16 protein-coding genes are annotated in these 20092 nt (G+C 66.4%); 7 read left to right on the top strand and 9 right to left on the bottom strand.

Annotated elements, in window-relative coordinates; translation table 11 throughout:
• Position 1: 1 nt before the first annotated feature.
• The 9 genes from VLA96_07705 to VLA96_07665 all read right to left on the bottom strand — a co-directional run bounded on the left by VLA96_07705 (position 2) and on the right by VLA96_07665 (position 8322).
• On the bottom strand, positions 2–1018 hold the full coding sequence (locus VLA96_07705) for an AI-2E family transporter (protein ID HSE49073.1): 1017 nt from the start codon (positions 1016–1018) through the stop codon (positions 2–4).
• 23 nt (positions 1019–1041) lie between these two features.
• Positions 1042–1770, bottom strand: a complete 729-nt coding sequence (locus VLA96_07700; GenBank protein HSE49072.1) for a hypothetical protein — start codon at positions 1768–1770, stop codon at positions 1042–1044.
• Positions 1767–2306, bottom strand: a complete 540-nt coding sequence (locus tag VLA96_07695) for a shikimate kinase (protein ID HSE49071.1) — start codon at positions 2304–2306, stop codon at positions 1767–1769. The genes VLA96_07700 and VLA96_07695 overlap by 4 nt, the downstream gene beginning before the upstream one ends.
• 41 nt (positions 2307–2347) lie before the next feature.
• The gene (locus VLA96_07690) at positions 2348–3184 is read right to left on the bottom strand and encodes a DUF4097 family beta strand repeat-containing protein (protein ID HSE49070.1); all 837 of its coding nucleotides are present in this window, start codon (positions 3182–3184) and stop codon (positions 2348–2350) included.
• A 65-nt stretch (positions 3185–3249) separates the two neighbouring features.
• Positions 3250–3879: a hypothetical protein gene (locus VLA96_07685; GenBank protein HSE49069.1), complete on the bottom strand. Its 630-nt coding sequence runs from the start codon at positions 3877–3879 to the stop codon at positions 3250–3252.
• 81 nt (positions 3880–3960) lie between these two features.
• On the bottom strand, positions 3961–4569 hold the full coding sequence (locus VLA96_07680) for a sigma-70 family RNA polymerase sigma factor (GenBank protein ID HSE49068.1): 609 nt from the start codon (positions 4567–4569) through the stop codon (positions 3961–3963).
• Positions 4570–4891: 322 nt separating this feature from the next.
• Positions 4892–6175, bottom strand: coding sequence for an MFS transporter (locus VLA96_07675; protein HSE49067.1), 1284 nt, complete (start codon positions 6173–6175; stop codon positions 4892–4894).
• Positions 6176–6346: 171 nt separating this feature from the next.
• The gene (locus tag VLA96_07670; protein HSE49066.1) at positions 6347–7192 is read right to left on the bottom strand and encodes a hypothetical protein; all 846 of its coding nucleotides are present in this window, start codon (positions 7190–7192) and stop codon (positions 6347–6349) included.
• A gap of 113 nt (positions 7193–7305) precedes the next feature.
• A complete protein-coding gene (locus VLA96_07665; protein ID HSE49065.1) occupies positions 7306–8322 on the bottom strand; it encodes a ThiF family adenylyltransferase in 1017 nt (338 codons plus the stop codon).
• 170 nt (positions 8323–8492) lie between these two features.
• Between VLA96_07665 and bamA the strand changes: the two genes are divergently transcribed.
• The 7 genes from bamA to mqnE all read left to right on the top strand — a co-directional run.
• Complete coding sequence (bamA, locus tag VLA96_07660) at positions 8493–11516, top strand: outer membrane protein assembly factor BamA (GenBank protein HSE49064.1); 3024 nt, start codon at positions 8493–8495, stop codon at positions 11514–11516.
• 2 nt (positions 11517–11518) lie between these two features.
• The gene (locus tag VLA96_07655) at positions 11519–12199 is read left to right on the top strand and encodes a hypothetical protein (protein ID HSE49063.1); all 681 of its coding nucleotides are present in this window, start codon (positions 11519–11521) and stop codon (positions 12197–12199) included.
• A complete protein-coding gene (locus tag VLA96_07650; protein HSE49062.1) occupies positions 12196–16275 on the top strand; it encodes a translocation/assembly module TamB domain-containing protein in 4080 nt (1359 codons plus the stop codon). Before VLA96_07655 ends, VLA96_07650 begins: the two co-directional genes overlap by 4 nt.
• A 145-nt stretch (positions 16276–16420) precedes the next feature.
• Positions 16421–17203, top strand: a complete 783-nt coding sequence (locus VLA96_07645; protein ID HSE49061.1) for a BON domain-containing protein — start codon at positions 16421–16423, stop codon at positions 17201–17203.
• Positions 17204–17319: 116 nt separating this feature from the next.
• Positions 17320–18177, top strand: coding sequence for a UbiA-like polyprenyltransferase (locus VLA96_07640; protein ID HSE49060.1), 858 nt, complete (start codon positions 17320–17322; stop codon positions 18175–18177).
• A 157-nt stretch (positions 18178–18334) separates the two neighbouring features.
• Entirely contained in the window at positions 18335–18541 is a 207-nt protein-coding gene (locus VLA96_07635; GenBank protein ID HSE49059.1) for a cold-shock protein, read from the top strand.
• Positions 18542–19107: 566 nt separating this feature from the next.
• Positions 19108–20092, top strand: a 985-nt coding sequence (mqnE, locus tag VLA96_07630) for an aminofutalosine synthase MqnE (GenBank protein ID HSE49058.1), incomplete at its 3' end; no start/stop codon positions are given.

Below are 20092 nucleotides of genomic sequence, written 5' to 3'. Positions count from 1 at the left end.
GCTAGCTCGCGCTGGTTTCGGGCTCGTTCCCTTTCACCACGTACTCGTCGATCAGCACCGCGACCCACGCGGCCGTCGGCACCGCTACCAGCGCGCCCGGAACGCCCGCCAGCGCTCCGCCCAGCGCCAGGGCGATGATCACTGCGACCGGCGGCAGGTCCACCGTCTGCTTCATGATCCTCGGCGTCAGGAACGCATTCTCCACCTGCTGGTAGACCAGGTAGAAGATGAGCACGCCGGAGAGCTTCGCCCAGCCGTCCGTCGATGCCACCAGCGACGCCAGGATCAGCGACACGATGGGACCCACGATCGGGATGATGTTGGCCAGGCCCGCGATCACCGCCAGCAGGTAGAAGTACCGCACGTGCAGCAGTCCGAAGACCACGAAGGCCGCCACGCCCAGGATCAGCATGAGCGCGAGCTGCCCGATCAGCCAGTTGCGCACCCGCCGCTGCGCGCGCCGCAGCGTGGGGTCGAGCCGCGCGCGCTGCCGCGCAGGGAACAGCGACATCGCCCACTGGAACGCGTGCTCGCCGTCGATGATGAAGTACGCCGTCATGATCAGGCAGCTGAAGAAGGCGAACACGCCGCCCGCCACTCCCTTGAACAGCCCCAGCAGCCCGCCCAGTGCCGCCGTGGCATGCTGCTGCAGCGCGCCCAGGTCGATGCGGTCGGCATACGGGATGCGATGGAAGCGCTCGTTCAGCTCGGCGGTGCGGCTCGGCGCTTCCTCCGCCAGGGTGCGCAGGTCGTGGAACACCGGCGGCAGCGCGAAGATGAAGAAGATGGTCAGCGCGGCGAGCCCCGCCACGATCACCAGCAGGATGGCGAGCCCGCGGCTGGGATGCCATTTCCCGATGCGCAGCCGCTGTACCTGCTCGACCGCGGGGAAGACCACGACCGCCGCCAGCGCCGAGACGTACACCAGCAGCACGACGCCGCGCGCCAGATAGATGAACAACAGGAATAGCGCCACGCCGTAGGCGAACAGGATGTTCTTGCGCTGATCGGCTGCCAACCGGCCTCCAGGTGCGACGGACCCTACGTGCGCAGGACCTCGGTCTTATTCGCCGGGATGAGGATGCGGAGAACCTTGTAGGAATCCGCCGGGTCCACCCAGATGTCCCACGCGATCTCGTCGGCCGTCAGCTTGACGTGCAGCACCTCTCGCTCCGAGCCCTTCCACGAGATCTTTTCGAGTCCGACCAGCTCCAGCGCGACGATGGCCTTGATGTGCTGCGCCGGGACGAGGATCCCCAGCTTCCCGGGGACGCATGCGAATTTCCCATCCTTCGTCCCGCAGTTCCCGCCGAGATATCGCCAAACGATGAGTTGCCGGTGGGTGAAGAAGTTGTCGTCCAGGATGAAGGTGGACGGCGGCGTCATGTACGGCAATTCGTCGGGCTTCTTCCCGGCCACGAGTGTGACCTTCTGCAGAAGAATGCCGCCACTGACTTCGACCGTGGTCTGGGCCTTGCCCGGGCTCAACTCTTTCCAGTCATAGTGCACCAATTCACCGGTTGCGTTGAGCTGCAGGGTGGAAGATTGCTCGGCCTTGGTTCCGGCCACCACCTTGATGGTCGAGGTGGTGACGCTGCCGGCGGCATTCTGCTGGATCTTGAAGTGCTCGGTGCCGACGCGCTTGCCGTCGACCAGCACCTCGAAGCTGCCGGAATCCACCGTCGTGCCGCTCTCTTTCTTGGCGGCCGCCGCGGCAGCGAACAGGGCGAGGGAGATCAGTATTGCCAGGGCTACGAGCGATCGCTTCACTTCTGCCTCCGATGAGCCATGCCAGTCTCGATCGAATCCTGCACCCGCGCCGCCACCTGTTCCACGTCGCCGGCGGCGGAATCCACCCGCACGTCGGCGGCGGCATAGAGCGCCTGGCGCCGCGCATGCAACCTGCGGAAGCCGGCTTCATCCAGCGCCAGCGGGCGCGTCCCGGGCGTGCGACGCGTGCGCGCGAGCAGCGTCTCGAGCGGCGCCTCCAGCGCCACCAGGATGCCGCGCTCCCGCACTGCCCGCAAGTTCGCCGCGTCTTCCAACGTCCCTCCGCCCAGCGCGATGACCGCCGGCGCGTCGCCGAGCCGCTCGAGCAAGGCCGCGAGCGCCTCGCTCTCCAGCCGCCGGAAACCGGCTTCGCCTGAAGTCTCAAAGATCTCGGCCACGCTCTGCCGCGCGCGCTCCACGATGAGCGCGTCCAGGTCGTGGAACGCGCATCCCATGCGCCGTGCGAGCGCGGCGCCCACACTCGTCTTGCCGGCGCCCATGAATCCCGTCAGGAATACGGTGCGACTCGGCGTCATCGTGTGCGTGAACGGTGGCGGCTTTCGCCGCCACCGGTTTTTCACTGCTTCTTGACGCGGATTTTACCACTGAAGGAACGGAGGTCGACCGAGGAGGAAGCGGCCTTGGAGGTGCCTACCAGGGAACGTGGCGCGCCGGCCTGCATGCCCGGCATCTCCTGCCCCGCGAGGTCGTTCTGCACGCTGCCGCGGATGGAGTGCGCCTTCAGGCTGATGGCGGCACTCGCCGGCACCGTGACCTCGATGTTCCCGGAGTTGTTCGTGAGGATGTACTCGCCCGAGCCGCCGAAGTCGCCGTCGTAGTAAATGCTGCCCTTGCCGGCGTTCACGTTGAGGTGCGGACCGGTCACGGCTTTCAGCGTGACGTCGCCGCTCACCGTGGTCACCTCGATGTGCGAGTTGCTGAGCGAGAACAGGTTCACCGGGCCGTCCACGGTGCGGACGTGCACGTGCCCGTTCGAGGAGTCGCGCACTTCCACGCGCCCCGAATCTGCTTCGACTTCGACGTCGGCGCGCACGCGTTCGACGCGCACGCTCCCGCTGCCGCCGCGGACGGTGATGTCCACGTCGGCCGGCACCGTGACTTCGTACTCCACGCGCGCGGCGTCGCCCGCGGCCTTGCCGCTGGTGCGTGCGTCGATGCGGCTGCCGTACTGGTTCGCTTCCACCGCCATCTGGTCGGAGTGCGTGGTCGCGACGATCAGCACCTGGCGGCCCGCGCCGCTCTTCACCGTCACCGCGCCGTGCAGGTTGGTCACGGTCACGCTCGACCCGCTGGCGGCGTTGAACTTGAATTCGTTGCGCTTGTCGGCGGCGAGAGCTCCCGTCGCCAGCAGGGCGATCGCGGCGATCCGCAGCCCGAAGTTGGCTTTGCCCATACGTCCTCTCCTGCCGGTCGTCGGCACGGCGCCGTGGGATCCCGCCGTTGCTCCTGCGCCGGTCTTCATTGCGTCGGCCCCGAGGTCGCGATGTCGTACAGCATCGCCTTCTGCTCGTACGCCTGCATCAGGTGCGCGCGCGCCTGCTCGTCGCCCGGATTCTCCTCCAGGCTCTTCTTCGCGTCTGCGATGTAGGAGTTCACGTCCTGCAGGCTGCGCCTGTAGACTTCCGCGCGCTCTGGCCGCCGCTGCTGCACGACCGCGATCAGTTGCTGATCGTCGGCGTCGCCCGCGGCGTCATGCGCCGGCGTTGGCACGTTCGCCGTCGGCGTGCCGCTCGTCGGGCTCATGCGCGTGCCCACGATCCACACCGCCACCAGCGCCAGCGCCGCGATGGCTCCCCAGCGCGCCAGGTTCCCCCAGCGCGCGCCTCCGGGGATCAGCGCCGGTTGAAATCGGCCGGCCGTTGTCGGCCGCACCAACCCTTCCCGCTCTAGCGAGCTTTGGATCCCCGCCCACACCTTCGGGCTCGGATCGTGCATCGGCACCAGCAGCTTCGCCTGTTCGGCGATGTACCGCAGGTCCTGGACCAGGTCCGAGCACACCGCGCAATCCCTCAGGTGCGCTTCCTGCTCCGGACTCGCACCGCCATCGATGATGCTCGGCAGCGCCTTCTGAAACTCTGCGCAGGTCATGTTCTTGTACTTCCTCTCCCCGAAAACTTCCTCTGTTGCTTTTCGACTGCTCCCGGCGGCCTTTGCGGCTCTTCTCGGGTCTTACCTGCGGCTCGCTTTCTGTTCCGCCTTGCTCAACTTGAGCAGGTCGCGCAGCTTCATGCGGGCCTTGTGCAGCTGCGACTTGCTGTTGCCGATCGAGCACCCCATCATTTCCGCGATTTCGTTGTGCTCGTACCCTTCAATGTCGTGCAGCACGAAGATGATCCGGTAGCCCGGCGGCAGGCTCTCGATCGCCCGCTCCAGGTTCACCCGGTCGATCGACCCGGCCAGCACGTTGTCACGCGCGCCGATGTCTCTCTTCGGGCCGTCTTCCTGCTGGGGCTCCATCGTCTCTTCCAGCGAGACTTCCGGCAGTCCCTTCTTGCGCAGGTGCATCAGCACGACGTTCACCGCCAGCCGATGCAGCCAGGTCGAGAACGCCGACTCCCCGCGGAACGTCGCGATCTTGCGATACAGCTGCAGGAACGCTTCCTGCGTGAGGTCTTCGGCCTCGGCCGTGTTCCCGGTCATTCGCAGGCAGAGCGAGTACACGCGTCGCTTGTGCAGCCCATAAAGGGCTTCGAAAGCTTCCGCGTCACCCCGTTGGGCCCGCTGGATCGCCTCTGCCTCTGAGAGCCCGGGAGCTATCAGTTTTTTCGCTTGTGTCAATTGCGCCTTTAGCAGGCCGCTTATTCAAATAGATGCGGCTAAGTAGCTGATTCGTTGTACTGCTGCTCTGAGAATTCCCGCCACTCGACTGGAATCACGGGACTTATGAGACCTTGGGCCGGTCCTGCGCTGCGGCCGCCCCCGCTCCCGGGTGTGCCGCTGTAACAGAGAGTGTAAAAGCTGCCACTTTAGTTGCCTAGCGGCTCCTCGTTTCCCGGCATCTGTACTAATCCAGCGCGGATGGCGGCGGCAGGTTTTTGCCGTTTCCTTGCCCTGAGCCGGACCGAAGCGCAACGGCGACAAGTCCGGCTACGCCATCCGGCTACGCCTTGATGGTCTCCAGCCCATGCGCCTGCTTTCCGCGCTCCGCCTGCCACAGCAGGAAGGAGAACAGGATGCCGGCCAGGCTCACTCCGGCCAGGATCCAGAGCATCGGCAGGTAACCCGGAGGATTGCTCGGGCTGGCATTGAACTTGTCCTGGCTGAAGCCGATGGCCTGGTTCATCGCCAGCCAGCCGACTTGCTGGCATAGCGTCATCAGGGCATAGGCGCTGCCCAGCCGCCGCTCCTCCACCAGGTACGCCACCGACGGCCACATGATGGCCGGGATGAGCGAGAACGCCACGCCCAGCATCCCGACCGGTATCCAGAGCGTGACGTGCGAGTAGCCCATCATGACGAACACGATGGGCATCAGCACGGAGCCGAACAGCATGAAGGTCGCGCGCTTGCCGACCTTGTCGGCGATCAACCCGAATACCGGCGTCGCCCACATCGACATCAGCGGCAAGAACCCATTCAGGGCGCCGGCGCTCTCCCGCGTCCGGCCGTGCGCGCTCATGAAGTAGTCGATCCCGAACAGCCGGAACGAGAACACGGTAGCGTAGAACGTGACGCACAGCGCCACGATGTACCAGAACGTCCGGCCGAACAGGAAGGCATCCTTGATCTTGAGCTTGTCAGTCGCGGCTGCTTCGCCGACCTGGAACCGCGTCTCGGCGCGCGCTTCCAAGATCCAGTAGGTGACCGCCGCGGCGACGCAGATGCCGCCGGCGATCACCCCGATATACAGCGGGCGGTACCAGGTGCCGTCGTACGACCACGACGCCCACGTCGGCGTGTTGTCCGCCAGCCACGACGCCGCGCGCGCGATCAGCAGGTTCACGCCGAACGCGAAGCTCAACTCCTTCCCCTTGAACCATTTTGCGAGCGCGGTCGTCACCGCGACGATCAGCGGCTCCGCGCCCATGCCGAGCAGGAAGCGCGCGCCCAGCATCGACCACGCCTTGCCGCTCAGGACCATCCATACGGAAGCGATCAGGCAGAGGATCGCGAACAGGGTGATGGACTTCTTCGTCCCGAAGCGGTCGACGATGATGCCGCCCACCGCGAGCGCGATGATGGCCGCTGCGTTATAGAAGCTGTTGAGGTAGCCGATGACCGTGGCGGAGAAGCCCAGCTGGTCTTTGAAGATGTCGACCAGCGGGTTGATGCTGTCGAAGATGTAGTAGTTCCCGAACATCGCCATGCTCAGGAAGAACAGCACCAGCCAGCGGTAGGCGAGGGAAGGGCGCGGCAAGCCGGAGTTTGGGACCGCGTCAGCCATGCGTCATCTCCTGACGAGCAGCAGGAACGCAACAAGATAGCAGATAGTCCCCCTAACCACGGTCATTCCGAGCGAGCAAAAAACAACGGGCCTCGCGAGTGCGAGGCCCGTGAGCGCGCGCCATGTTCGGCTCCGCCTGCCGGCGCGTGCGGACGTCGGACGTGGGTCGGCTTACTTGGGCAGCTTGGGCGCGAACGGGCTGCGCTTCTTCCCCTTCGGCGGCCCCTGCGGCTGCTGCTGGTCGGCGGGCGCGGCTTCCTCGCCTTGCGGGAGCGCCGCGTTGTCCTGCGCGCCCATCACGTTCACGTCGCTGCGCGCGTTCAGCCGCGCGATGTCTTCGTTGGTGAAGACCTTGCCCGCCTGCGTCACGCGCCCGCGCTTGTACTGCGCCGCGATCTCCGCCAGGCTGCGGTTGTCCGCCGGCTGCGCCGTCGTGGTCGCCCCGGCAAAACTCTTGCCGCTCAGGTCGAGGTAGGCGGCCGGCGCCTCTTCCGCGTTCGGGTTCGCCTGCGGCTGGATGGCGTTCTTCTGCACGCCCACGCTGAAGGTCGTCGGCGCCGAGATCGTTCCCGGCGTGGTCGGCGAGCTGGTCGCGCCCGCCGGCGCGCCCGGCATGTTGCTGGTCGCGCCTGGAGCCGGCATCACCGTCTCGAAGTGGATCTCGGGGGAGACGGCGCCCGGCGCCGCGTTGCCGGTGCCTACGACGCCCGTCGTGTTCACCGTGGTGTTGCTCGTGGCGGGCGCGGGATTCGTGGTGGTGCTGGTCGTGCCCGGAGCCGGAGGCAGCGCCGTGCCCGGCTGTGCCGGCTGCGGAGCCGCGCTGGTGGTGGCCGGCGCCGGCGTGTTGGCGTTGGTGTCGGCGCTGGCTCCGGTGTTTGTTCCGGAGGCGGGCGAGGTGGCGGTGACCGAGGAGCCCGACGGCGGCGCTGCCGGGGTAGAGCCGCTGCTGCTGCTGGTCTGCGCGAACGCGGACGCGGCGGCGAAGATCAGGATGACGATCAAACTCAGGCGATGCATGGGGTTCTCCCTACAACGTGGGACTAAGGGAGTTGGATTACTACCTGATTAACAGGGGATGCCAGCCGCTGCACAGGATTTGCTGCTATCGGTTGAGAGGCTGGGAGGGCCAGTTACGACCCGATAAATCGCGCATACAGCGAGCGTGCCACCGCGGTGTCGGTGGTGCCCTTGATGATGGCGCGGCCGTCGGGGAACAGCGTCAGCTCGTACGGCGCGCGGAAGAACTTCAGCACGAAGTCGTTGTGCCGGACCTGGCCATGCGGCTCCAGGCGGAGCTTCATCTCTTCGAAGTCCACCGGGCGCTGCCGCTCGTGGATCTGCACGGAGTTCCGGCCGCACAGCGTGATCTGCGGCCGCGACTCGCCGGCCAGGTGGACGAAATCGCGCTCGCCGCACGCGCGGCAATCCGGCCTCGGCTTCCCGGCGGAGATCTCGGAGCGCTCATTCGTCCACACGTCGAACGAGAGCAGCGTGCGCCGCACCTGGTCCCGCGCCCCCACCAGGAACTTGAGCGCCTCGGTGGCCTCGAGCGACGCCACCAGGTTGGCCGCCGAGTTCAGGATGCCGGAAGTGTCGCAGGTCTCGACCACGCCCCGCGGCGGAGCAGGGAAGACGCAGGCCAGGCACGCCGTTTCGCCCGGCACGATGTTCATGGTCACGCCGTAACTGCCCACGGCCGCCGCATAGATCCACGGACGGCCTTGCTCCACGCAGTAGTCATTCACCAGGTAGCGCGTCTCGAAGTTATCGGTGGCGTCGAGCACGAGATCGCTCTCGCCGAGCAGCTCGCGCACGTTGGCCGGCGTGAGGTCGGCGACGTGGGGTTCGACGACGATGTCGCTGTTGAACGCCGCGATCTTCCGCGCCGCGGCGATCGCCTTGGGCAGCGACTCGGCGGCGTCGTGCTCGTCGAACAGCACCTGCCGCTGCAGGTTGCTGGGTTCCACGTAGTCGCGGTCGATGATGCGCAGCGTGCCCACCCCCGCGCGCGCCAGCAGCGCAGCCACCGCGGAGCCGGTCGCCCCGCATCCAACCACCGCGACACGGCCGGCAGCCAGCTTGCGCTGGCCTTCCGCCCCGAGGGGGCGGAACAGCAACTGGCGGGAATAACGTTCGGTCGGGTCCACGGTCGAGGATTTCCGAATCGGCAAAGGGCAACGAACCTTTTATTATAGGGTTCGAGAGAGCAAGCGGCATGGCCGGGCCTGCCGCCGCTGGTCGGTCTCTCTCGTCTATTCGTGCACCCGGGACCTGGATCCGACGCCTGAACACGACTGCGAAGGGCGACAAGACAATATTGGCGGCGCTGAAAGCGATCTCCCAGAGACTTCGCACGTGGCTGTGGCTGCTGGCGCTGGTGTGCGCCGGCGCGCCCGCGCTCGCCCAGACCGCCCCGCCCCCACCGCACTCCACGCCGGCGCAGCCCTCCCAGACTCACATCGCGGAGTTCTCCGCGCTCGCGCGTTTCAGCGGGCTGCGGGTCCACGAGATCCGTTTCGCCGGCGCCATCCCGGATGAGCCGCGCCTACGCGAGCGCGTAGTCCAGGAAGTCGGCCAGCCCCTGGACCGCAACAAGGTCCGCCGCAGCATCCAGGCGCTGCACGCCACCGGCCGCTTCGCCGAGGTCCACGTGGACGCGGAGCGCACCGCGACGGGCGAAGTCGACCTCACCTTCGTCGGCGAGCCCAACTACTTCATCGGGTGGATCCGGATGTCCGGCATCCCGCGCTACGGGCCCACCGACAGCCAGCTCCGCAACGCCACTAAGCTCGATCTGGGCGAGCTGCTGTTGCCGGAAAAGATCGCCACCGCGATCGACGGCATCAAGAACGTCTTGCGCGACCAGGGATTCTTCCAGTCCGAGGTCGCGGCCGAGGAGCAGCGCCATCCCGAGACGCAGCAGGTCGACCTGCTCTTCCACATCACGGCCGGGGAGCGCGCCCGCGTGGGCGCCGTCGTTTTCCAGGGCGATTTCGGTTACACCCCTGCCGAGATGGTCTCGATCTCGCAGCTCTACACCGGCGACAAGGTGACCAGCGGCAAGGCGCAGCGCGCCATGGACCGCTTGCGCAAGAAGTACAACAAGAAGGACCGCCTCGAGGCCGACGTCGTCCTGCTGCGCTCCGAGTACCAGCTCGCCACCAACACCGTCGACTACACCTTCCAGGTCGATCGCGGCCCGACCATCGACCTGCACCTGCGGGGCGCCAAGATCCGCAAGGGGAAGCTCAAGAAATACATCCCCATCTACGAAGAGAACGCGGTCGACGACGACCTGCTCAACGAGGGCCGCCGCAACCTGCGCGATTACTTCCAGACGCAGGGCTACTTCGACGTCGACGTCAACTTTCGCCAGCCACCGGCCGAGGGCGACCACCGTCATGTCGAGTACATCATCGAGAAGGGCGAGCGCCACAAGCTCACCGACCTCATCATCCAGGGGAACGAATACTTCCCCGAAGACATCATCCGCGAGCGCATGCTGCTGCAGCCCGCCGGATGGCTGCTCTCCCACGGACGCTTCAGCCAGTCCATGCTCTCGCGCGACATCAGCTCCATCGAGGACCTCTACCGCTCCAACGGGTTCCAGGACGTGCAGGTCACCGGCGACGTGCAGGACGACTACCAGGGCGAGACCGGACGCATGCGCGTCACACTCACCATCAAGGAAGGCCCCCAGACGCGCGTCCGCACCCTCGCCATCGAGGGCAACAACTCCATCTCCGACGAGACGCTGCGCCAGCTGCTCAACACCAGCGAGGGCCAGCCCTACTCCGACTTCAACGTCGCCACCGACCGCGACGCCATCGTCAACTACTACTTCGACCACGGCTTCCCCCAGGTCTCGTTCGAGTCGGAAGCCAAGCCCATGCCCGGCGATCCTCAGCGCATGGACGTCACCTACCGCATCGTGGAAGGCCAGCCGGTCTTCATCGACCGCGTCCTCATCGCCGGCCTGCATTTCACCCGCCCCTACGTCGTCGACCGCGAGCTCCAGGTGCACAACGGCGCGCCGCTCAGCCAGGCTGACATGCTCGAGACCCAGCGCCGCCTCTACGACCTCGGCATCTTCAACGAGGTCAACATCGCCATCCAGAACCCGGACGGCGAGGCGCGCGAGAAGAACGTCCTGCTGCAGCTCACCGAGGCCCGCCGCTGGACCTTCAACTACGGCTTCGGCATCGAGATTGCCACCGGCTCCGAGCCGGGCGCCACCGACCCCCAAGGCCGCACCGGTGTGAGCCCCCGCGTCTCCTTCGACGTCACCCGCATCAACTTCATGGGGCGCAACCACACGCTCATCTTTAAGTCCCGCTTCGGCCGCCTGCAGCAGCGCGGCCTCTTCAGCTACGAGGCCCCGCGCTGGTTCGACAACGAGGACCTCAAGCTCACCATCACCGCCTTCTTTGACGACACCCGCGACGTCCGCACCTTCACCGCCCAGCGTCTCGAAGGCTCCGCGCAGATCGAGCACAAGGTCAGCAAGATCACCACCCTGCTCTATCGCATGACCTACCGCCGCGTGAAGGTCGACCCGCGCACGCTCGTCATCGACCCCTTCCTCATCCCGCTGTTCTCGCGCCCGGTGCGCATCGGCATGCCCAGCCTCACCTACATCCGCGACAAGCGCGACGACCCTCTCGAGACCACCAAGGGCACTTACACCCTGGCCGACATGGGCGTCGCGCCCGAGTTCCTCGGCTCCGAGGCCAGCTTCTCCCGCTTCCTCATCCAGAACAACACCTACCACGCGTTCACTTTCGACAAGAAGCGCTGGGTGTTCGCGCGCTCCACGCGCCTCGGCATCGAGAAGCCCTTCGGCCCCGCCGGATTCGTCCCGCTGCCCGAGCGCTTTTTCGGCGGCGGATCGAGTTCCCACCGCGGCTTTGCCATCAACCAGGCCGGCCCGCGCGACCGCGAGACCGGCTTCCCCCTCGGCGGCGAGGGCATGTTCATCAACAACCTGGAGCTGCGCACGCCGACCATTCCGCTCCCGCTGGTCGAGAACAACCTCAGCCTCGTCTTCTTCCATGACATGGGCAACGTCTTCGCCACCGCCAGCGACATCTTCCCCAGCCTCTTCCGCGTCTCGCAGCCGCACAAGAGCCAGTGCGAGCTGCTGACGGTCACTGCGCGCTGCGACTTCAACTACAACTCGCAGGCGTTGGGCGCCGGCATCCGCTACCGCACCCCCATCGGCCCCGTGCGCGTTGACTTTGGGTATAACCTGAACCCACCGACGTTCCCGATCCGCCGCGAGACGCGCTCGGACACGTTGTCGCACTTCAATTTCTTCTTCTCCATCGGGCAGACGTTCTAGCCATGACGACTCGCCGTCTCCAACTCGCGCTCCTCCTGCTCGTGGGCGCGCTCGCCACTGCCGAGACGCTCGACCGCGTCGTCGTCGTCGTGAACAAGGGCATCATCCTCGCCAGCCAGTGGGACGAGGCCATCCGCTTCGAAGCGCTCTCCTCCGGCCGCGCCGTCAACACGCTCACCGACGCCGAGTGCGACGCCGCCCTCGATCGCCTCGTCGACCAGGAACTCATCCTCCAGGAGATCGGCCTCACCACCTACCGCCCGGTCCCCGCCGCCGAGGTCGACGCCAAGGTCGCCAACCTCCGCCACCAGCTCGCGCCCGCCGCCGACGACCAGCAGTGGCGCTCCCTGCTCACCAGCTACGGCCTCACCGAGGACGACGTCCGCTCCCACATCGCCGGCTACCTCGACATCCTGCGCTTCGTCGACCTCCGCTTCCGCCCCAGCATCCATATCGACGCGCGCAACGTCGAAGCCTATTACCGCGACACGCTTGTTCCCGAGTTGCGGTCGAAAGGATTGAACCCGCCCCCGTTGCCGCAGATCTCGGACCAGATCGAAGAGCTTCTGGTGCAGCAGCGTATCGATGAACTCCTCACCGCTTACTTGAAGAACCTGCGCACCCAGTCGCGCATCCAGCGGCTCGAGGAGAAGGCGCCGAAGTCGGAGGCCAGGGCACGATGAGCACGGAAGCCGAGCTGCGCTTGCGCCGCCGCCGTCGCCGCCGCCTCATCCGCCGCGCGACCATCGGTTTCTCGCTGTTCGCCATCGTCATCGCCGCCGGGCTCTACCTCACCAGTTCGAGCTTCCAGAACACTGTCCGGCGCAAGCTCGTCACCGAACTGGAACGCGTCACCGGCGCCCGCGTCGAGATGAAGCACTTCCGCTGGAACGTCTCGCGCCTCGAGGCCGAGGCCATCGACGTCACCCTGCACGGCCTCGAAGGCCCCGACGAGATCCCCTACGCGCACGCCGACCGCCTTTACGCCCGCGCCAAGATCCTCTCGTTCTTCGGCCGCGAAGTCGGCTTGCGCGACGTGCGTATCGAGCACCCCGTCATCCACATCATCGTTTTCCCGGACGGCAGCACCAACCAGCCCGTCCCCAAGGTCAAGACCGAGAGCAAGAAGTCGCCGGTCGAGCGCCTGTTCGAGCTCCAGGTCGACCACGCCGAGATCGTCGACGGCATGCTGCTATTCAACGACCACCGCATCCCTTTCAACTTCTCCGGCAATGATGTGAAAGCGGAGATGGGCTATGACCTGTTCGCGCAGCGCTACAACGGAAAGTTCGAGATCGGCCAGATGGACGCGCGCTACACGAACTTCCTGCCGGTGCGCTCCAACCTCCAGGTCGAGTTCAGCCTGGCGCGCTCGACCGCCGAGCTCAAGGCGCTGCACTGGGCCTCCGCGAAATCGCGCATCGACGCCAGCGGCAGCATGGAGAACTTCAACGACCCGCGCATCAAGGCCGCCTACCAGGTCTCGCTCGACCTCGCCGAACTCGGCGCCATCTCGCGCACGCCGCAGCTGCGCTCCGGCAAGCTCGCTGCCGGCGGGCAGGGAACCTACACCGTCGCCGACATCTCGACCTCCGGCCGCGTCACCTTGCAGAACGTGACCTGGGCGCAGCCCGGCATGGAAGTCCCGGGCCTCAACGCCAGCGCCAACTACTCCGCCACGCGCGACCGCATCTCCATCAGCAGCCTGACCGGCACGGTCTACGGCGGACGCCTCTCCGGCCAGGCCGACGTCTTCCACTGGTCCGAGGCCGCCGAAAAGACCGGCGCCAGAACCAAGCCGACCGCCGGCCAGCCGCAGCGCGGACTCGCGAACCTGAAGCTCTCCGGCATCAGCGTCGCGCAGGTCGCCGCCGCGCTCTCCACCCCCAGGCTGCCGCTCTCGAAGGTCCAGCCGGTCGGCGCGGCCGACGGTACGCTCGACCTGCAGTGGCTCGGCTCGCCGCGCAACTTCGAAGCGAACATCGCGCTCGACGTCGCTCCGCCGCCCAATCCCGCGCCGCAGCAACTGCCGGTCAACGCCCGCGTGCGCGCCGCCTACCAAGGGCGCTCGCAGGTCATCCAGGTCGCCGAACTGAGCCTCGCGACCCGCGCGACGCGCCTCAATGCCGCCGGCACGTTCGGCTCCGAGACCGCGCGGCTCAACGTGGCGCTCAACACCAACGACCTGCGCGAGTTCGAGCCCGCGCTCGCCGCGCTCCATCGCACCGGGCCGCTGCCGGTCCAGGTCAACGGCCGCGCCTCCTTCACCGGACGCGTCTTCGGCAAGCTCGCGCAGCCCTCCGCCGCCGGCCACCTCGAGGTCACCGACTTCGACACCATCCTCGTGCTGTCACAGAACGAGCCGCCGCCGGAAGCGCAACCCGCTGCGGGCGCCCCGGCGCCCCCGCCGCAGCGCACGCGCGTCCACTGGGATTCGCTCGTCGGCGACGTGGAATACACGCCATCGCTCGCCGCCATCCGCCAGGGCACGCTCACGCGCGGCAAGGCGCGGCTCGACGTCGAGGCGAGCGCGCAACTCGTCAAGGGCGCCTTCAACGACAGCACGGCCTTCCAGGCGCGGCTCGGCATCCGCGACGCCGACGTGAAAGATCTTCAGACGCTTCTCGGCTACGACTACCCGGTCACCGGGACGCTGAACGCGTCGCTCACCGTCACCGGAACGCGCAACGACATGCGCGGCGGCGGCGGGATCCAGCTCGCCGGCGGGTCTATCTACGGCGAGCCCTACAAGTCGCTCACCGCCGACCTGCGGCTCGCCGGCCGCGAGGCCCAGCTCAACAACCTCGTCTTCGCCCATAACGGCGCCCGCATCACCGGCAACGCCGCCTACGACACCGGCGCCAACACCTTCCGCTTCGACCTGCGCGGCGCCGACTTTCAGCTCGCCGGCTTCCGTCAGCTCCAGACCCCGCGCTTCACCGTGGAGGGCGTGGCCAGCTTCTCCGCGCAGGGTTCGGGCACGGTGGAAGAGCCGGTCATCAACGGCAAGCTCTCGGTCCGGAACCTAGTCCTCAACGGGGAAGAGACCGGCGACCTGGAAGCCTCGGCGGTCACCCACGGCCCCGACATGAAGCTCACCGCGCGCTCCCATCTCGAGAACGCCGAGCTCGCGCTCGATGGCGACGTCCGCCTTCGCGGCGACTTTCCCGCGCAGATGCGCCTGCGCTTCGCCCACGTCGACATCGATCCCATCCTCCGCGCCTACCTGCAGGGCCGCGTGACCGGCCATTCGCAGATGGTCGGCGCCGTCGACGTGAGCGGCCCGCTGCGGTCCTGGCGGCGGCTCACCGTCCAGGGCAGCATTGACCAGATCTCCGCCGAGATCGAGAAGCTGCGCATCAACAACCAGGGGCCCATCCGCTTCGCCATGGCCAACGAGGTCCTGCGTGTGGAGAGCCTGCATCTCGTCGGCGATCAGACCGACCTGCAGGCCTCGGGCAGCGTCGGCATCGGCGGCGCGCACGAACTCGACGTCCGCGCCGACGGCCGCGTCAACCTCAAGCTTGTCCAGACCTTCAACCGCGACCTGCTCGGCTACGGCGAGACCACGCTCGCCCTCAACATCCGCGGCACCACGCAGAAACCCCAGATGCAGGGCCGCGTCGAGATCCGCGAGGCTGGCATCTCCTTCATCGACCTGCCCAATGGCCTTTCCAACATCAACGGCGCCCTCGTCTTCAACGAGAACCGCCTCCAGGTCGAGAAGTTGACCGCCAAGAGCGGCGGCGGCTTGCTCGAGCTCGGCGGCTTCATCAGCTACGCCAACGGCATCTACTTCAACCTCTCCGCGCACAGCGGCGACATCCGCCTGCGCTATCCGCCTGGCGTCAGCGCCCTCGCCAACGCCGACCTCCGCTTCGTCGGCACCACCGCCAACTCGCTGCTCTCCGGCGACGTCACCGTCACGCGCTTCGGCCTGAACCCGCGCTTCGACTTCGCCCTCTATCTGGCGCGCTCCAAGCAGCCGCCCGCCATGCCGAAGCCCGATTCGCCCCTCAACAACCTGCGCTTCGACGTCCACATCGTCTCCACCCCCGAGCTCCAAGTCGAGACCTCTCTGGCCAAGGTCTCCGGCAACGTGGACCTTCACCTGCGCGGGACGGCGGCGCACCCCGTGATCCTCGGCAAGGTCAACGTCATCCAGGGCGACGTCTTCTTCAATTCCACCAAGTACCACCTGGAGCGCGGCGACATCACCCTCACCAATCCCGTTCGCATCGAGCCCGTGCTGAACATCGAAGCCAGCGCGCGCGTGCGCGAGTACGACATCACCCTCGGCTTCCACGGCACGCTCGACAAGCTGAGCACCACCTACCACTCCGATCCGCCGCTGCCGACCGGCGACATCATCGCGCTGCTCGCGCTCGGCCGCACCCAGGAAGAGCAGGTGCTCCAGCCCACCTCGCAGCAGTCCTTCACCGAGACGGCGTCCAACGCCATCCTCGGCCAGGCGCTCAACGCCACCATCAGTCAGCGCGCGCAGAAGCTGTTCGGCATCTCCAAGATCAAGATCGACCCGCAGGCCGGCGGCCCCGAGTCGAACCCCAATGCCCGCGTCACGATCGAGCAGCAGGTCTCCGACAAGGTCACGCTCACCTACATCACCAACCTCACCCAGTCCGCCCAGCAGATCATCCAGGTGGAGTTCAACATCAATCGCAACGTGTCCATCGTGGCGGTGCGCGACCAGAACGGCGTCGTCGGTTTCGACATAAAGCTGCGCAGCCGCAAGCGCTAGCCCGCGCGGCCGGCGCCCGCGGCATCTCCCCGGTCAGGCTCCGGATACCGGCCCCAGGCCTACTTTTTCGCAACCAAACGGGTAGCGACATCATCCAAATTAACCAAACGGTTAAATCGAGAGGAGAAGGGACATGTGGGGCACAGTGAAGCGTTTCCTGGCTCCGGCGCTGGTGACGGCGCTGCTGGCGGTCTCGGCCGCGGCGCTGCCGCAGGGCGGCAACGACGCGCAGACGCAGCAGGCCGCCCAGCAGGAGCTCGGCAAGAAGAAGGAATTCCAGAATGTGAAGGTCGCCGTCTCCGACGGCGTCGCCACCCTCACCGGGTCGGTGGAGAAGTACTCCGACAAGGTGCGCGCCGAGAAGAAGGCGCAGCACGTGAAGGGCGTCTCCGACACCGTCAACAAGCTCGAAGTCTCGAGCAGCGTCTCCGATGACGAGCTTTACAACACGCTCGCCGACAAGCTGCGCTATGACCGCGTCGACCAGGGGCTGATCATGGGCGTCGGGCGCAACGTCACGGCCGGGAACACCTTCAACAACTTCACGCTCGACGTGAAGAACGGCATCGTGACCCTCGGCGGCACCGCCCGCACCGACACCGACAAGGCGTCGGCGCTGGCCATCGTCGAGAACACGCCCGGCGTGAAGGACGTCATCGACAACGTCGAAGTCTCGCCCGCCTCCATCCTGGACGACCAGTTGCGCGTCCGCGTGGCGCGCGCCATCTACGGCGACCCGGTGCTCTCGAAGTATGCGATGGATCCGCAGCAGCCCATCCGCATCATCGTCGAGAACGGCAAGGTCACGCTCGCCGGCCAGGTGCTGAACGACGGCGACAAGAACATCGCCGGCATCCGCGCCAACGGCGTCTCCGGCGTCTTCGCCGTCACCAACAACCTTGCGGTAGCGAACCAGAAGCCGCGATAAGCAGGGCTTCTCCCCAGGCACGGCAGCGATGCCGTGCCTTCTTTTTCTCGCCGCCGGGCACAACCGGGCGGCGGTTGTTGCGCCCTCGACTCCGCGGGCGCGCTAGAATCTCGCCAGTGCTACGCGACCTGCGAATCACACTGGAAATGATCAAGTGGGAGCACTCGATCTTTGCGCTCCCGTTTGCCCTCACCGCCGCCGTGCTCGCCGCCGGCGGCTGGCCGCGCCCTGCGCAACTGGCGTGGATCATCGTCGCGATGGTTGCCGCCCGCTCCGCGGCGATGGCCTTCAACCGCCTGGCGGACGCCGACATCGACGCCGCCAATCCGCGCACTGCGACGCGCGCGCTGCCCGCCGGGCGCTTGAGCAAGCGCTTCGTGGCGCTGTTCGTCATCGTCGCTTCGGGCGCGCTGATCCTCGCCGCCGCGCGACTGAACCGCCTGGCCCTCTATCTCTCGCCTGTCGCCCTCGCCATCGTGCTGCTGTACTCCTACACCAAGCGCTTCACGCGCTGGTCGCACCTGGTGCTCGGCTTCGCGCTCGGCCTCGCTCCCGCCGCGGCCTGGATCGCCATCCGCGGCGCCCTCGACCCACGGATCCTCGTACTCACCGCCGCGGTCACCTTCTGGGTGGGCGGCTTCGACATCCTCTATTCCTGCCAGGACTACGAATTCGATCGCCGCGAGGGCCTGCACTCGATACCGCGCTTCCTCGGGATCGCGAACGCGCTCTGGATCGCCCGTGGGCTGCACCTCGCCATGCTCGGCCTGCTGGTCTGGCTCGCCTTGCTCTTTCACCTCGGCGCCATCGGCGCCGCCGGCATCGCGCTGGTCGGCGTGCTGCTTGCCTATGAACACTCGCTCGTCTCTGCCCGCGACCTCAGCAAGCTGAACGCCGCGTTCTTCACCATGAACGGCGTGATCTCAGTGGTGTTCTTCGTGTTCGTCGCCGCCGACGTCCTGCTGCGCCGCTAGCAGAAAACTAGCATTCCCGCGCCTGCCGTCCTATAATCCCGCCGAGTTCGCGCACGTGAAGCACGAGCAATACCGCTGACCGCTCCCTGAAGGCCTGTGGCTTTCGGGGATTTCGTTTTTGCGACGGGCGCGGCCTCGAAAAGGAGCGATACACGCGATGGCAAGAGAACGTGGCACCGTGAAGTGGTTCAACGCGACCAAGGGATACGGATTCATCCAACGGGAGCAGGGAGGCGATGTCTTCGTCCACTTCTCCGCCATCCAGGGTGAGGGCTACCGCTCGCTCAACGAGGGCGAGGCGGTCGAGTTCGACGTGACCGACGGACCGAAAGGCGCCCAGGCCGCCAACGTCACCAAGCTGTAGCCGGCCGCATCTTCACCGCCGGGGCTTCGGCTCCGGCGTTCTCTTGCTTGCAAGACCAGCTACCTTGACCGTTCAGGTTCCAAGGAAGGAGTCCCGCCATGTGGCCACTCTTGGTACTACTGCTGCAGCTGAGCTCCGCGCCCTGCCAGGAAATGCCGCGAAAGACAGTGGAGCACCCAAGTGTGGTCGTGCAGTTGGTGGACCCGATGTGGCTGCCCATCAGCAATGCCGATGTGGCGATCCAGTCGACGGAAAAGAGAGGGACACCGTTCGCGGCGGAGCAAACGGACTCAGGAGGTTATGCGAGGTTCGAACTCCGCCGGGCGATTACATGATCGAAGCCGAGGCTCAGGGCTTCAAGGCGAAGCGTCTGAAAAGATTCTCGGTCGTCCAGGCTCAAGGCGGATCTGGCTCCACTGCCTACGTCCAATTAAAGATGGAGATCCATCTCTCCAACGACGCTATCGAGGTGCAATAAGGGCTTAGCGTTCAAAGGCGGCCCGAGCGTTCAAAACCAGATTCCATGCGGCCGGGGCGGCCCGCGCATCGGTTATCATGAAGCTCAGATGTCCCACGCATTCCAGACGGACGACGCGCGGCTGAAGCCGATCGCGGAGAAGGTCCTGGCACAGCAGCGGCTTTCGGCCGACGACGCGCTCGCGCTCTACCGCTCCGGCGACATTCTCGCCATCGGCTGGCTCGCCAACCAGGTGCGCGAGCGGATGCACGGCAACACGACGTATTTCAACGTCAACCGCCACATCAATCCGACGAACGTGTGCGTGGCGGCGTGCCGCCTCTGCGCCTTCGGCCGCAAGCAGGGCTCCGAGGGCAGCTACACCATGGCGCTCGAGGAAGCCTGGGAGACCGCGGCCTCGGGCTACTCGGAAGCCGTGACCGAGTTCCACATCGTCGGCGGGCTGCACCCTGACCTGCCGTTCGAGTACTTCCTCGACCTCATCCGCGGGCTGAAGCAGCGCTTTCCGCAGGTGCACTTGAAGGCGTTCACGATGGTCGAGATCGCGTATCTCGCGCGCCGCGCGAAGCTTTCGATCAAGGACACACTGCTCAAGCTGAAGGAAGCGGGCGTGGACTCGCTGCCCGGCGGCGGGGCGGAGATCTTCATCGACCGCGTGCGCCGCGTCATCTGCGACCACAAGATCGACGGCGACGAGTGGCTCGCGACCGCGCGCACCGCCCACGAGATCGGCCTCAAGTCGAACGCCACCATGCTCTACGGGCACGTGGAGAACGACGAGGACCGCGTCGACCACCTGCTGAAGCTGCGCGCGCTCCAGGACGAGACGGGCGGATTCCAGACCTTCATCCCGCTGGCCTTCCACCCGGACAACACGCCGCTGCAGCACCTGCCGAAGACGACCGGCATGAGCGACATCAAGCAGATCGCTATCGGCCGGCTGGTGCTCGACAACTTCGCGCACATCAAGGCCTACTGGCAGATGCTGACGCCGAAGATCGCGCAGATCGCGCTGCGTTTTGGCGCTGATGATCTCGATGGAACGGTCATCGAGGAGAAGATCTATCACGATG

The organism is Terriglobales bacterium (assembly GCA_035457425.1).
Taxonomy (GTDB): domain Bacteria; phylum Acidobacteriota; class Terriglobia; order Terriglobales; family Acidobacteriaceae; genus JACPNR01.
The sequence above is the reverse complement of the archived record's forward strand: the minus strand, read 5'-3'. Positions and strand labels throughout refer to the sequence as shown.

Coding starts and splice junctions, on each gene's coding strand:
- VLA96_07650 (HSE49062.1), top strand. CDS start 12,196: ATGAGCACGGAAGCCGAGCTGCGCTTGCGCCGCCGCCGTCGCCGCCGC.
- VLA96_07655 (HSE49063.1), top strand. CDS start 11,519: ATGACGACTCGCCGTCTCCAACTCGCGCTCCTCCTGCTCGTGGGCGCG.
- VLA96_07690 (HSE49070.1), bottom strand. CDS start 3,184: ATGGGCAAAGCCAACTTCGGGCTGCGGATCGCCGCGATCGCCCTGCTG.
- VLA96_07685 (HSE49069.1), bottom strand. CDS start 3,879: ATGACCTGCGCAGAGTTTCAGAAGGCGCTGCCGAGCATCATCGATGGC.
- VLA96_07635 (HSE49059.1), top strand. CDS start 18,335: ATGGCAAGAGAACGTGGCACCGTGAAGTGGTTCAACGCGACCAAGGGA.
- VLA96_07675 (HSE49067.1), bottom strand. CDS start 6,175: ATGGCTGACGCGGTCCCAAACTCCGGCTTGCCGCGCCCTTCCCTCGCC.
- VLA96_07695 (HSE49071.1), bottom strand. CDS start 2,306: ATGACGCCGAGTCGCACCGTATTCCTGACGGGATTCATGGGCGCCGGC.
- VLA96_07670 (HSE49066.1), bottom strand. CDS start 7,192: ATGCATCGCCTGAGTTTGATCGTCATCCTGATCTTCGCCGCCGCGTCC.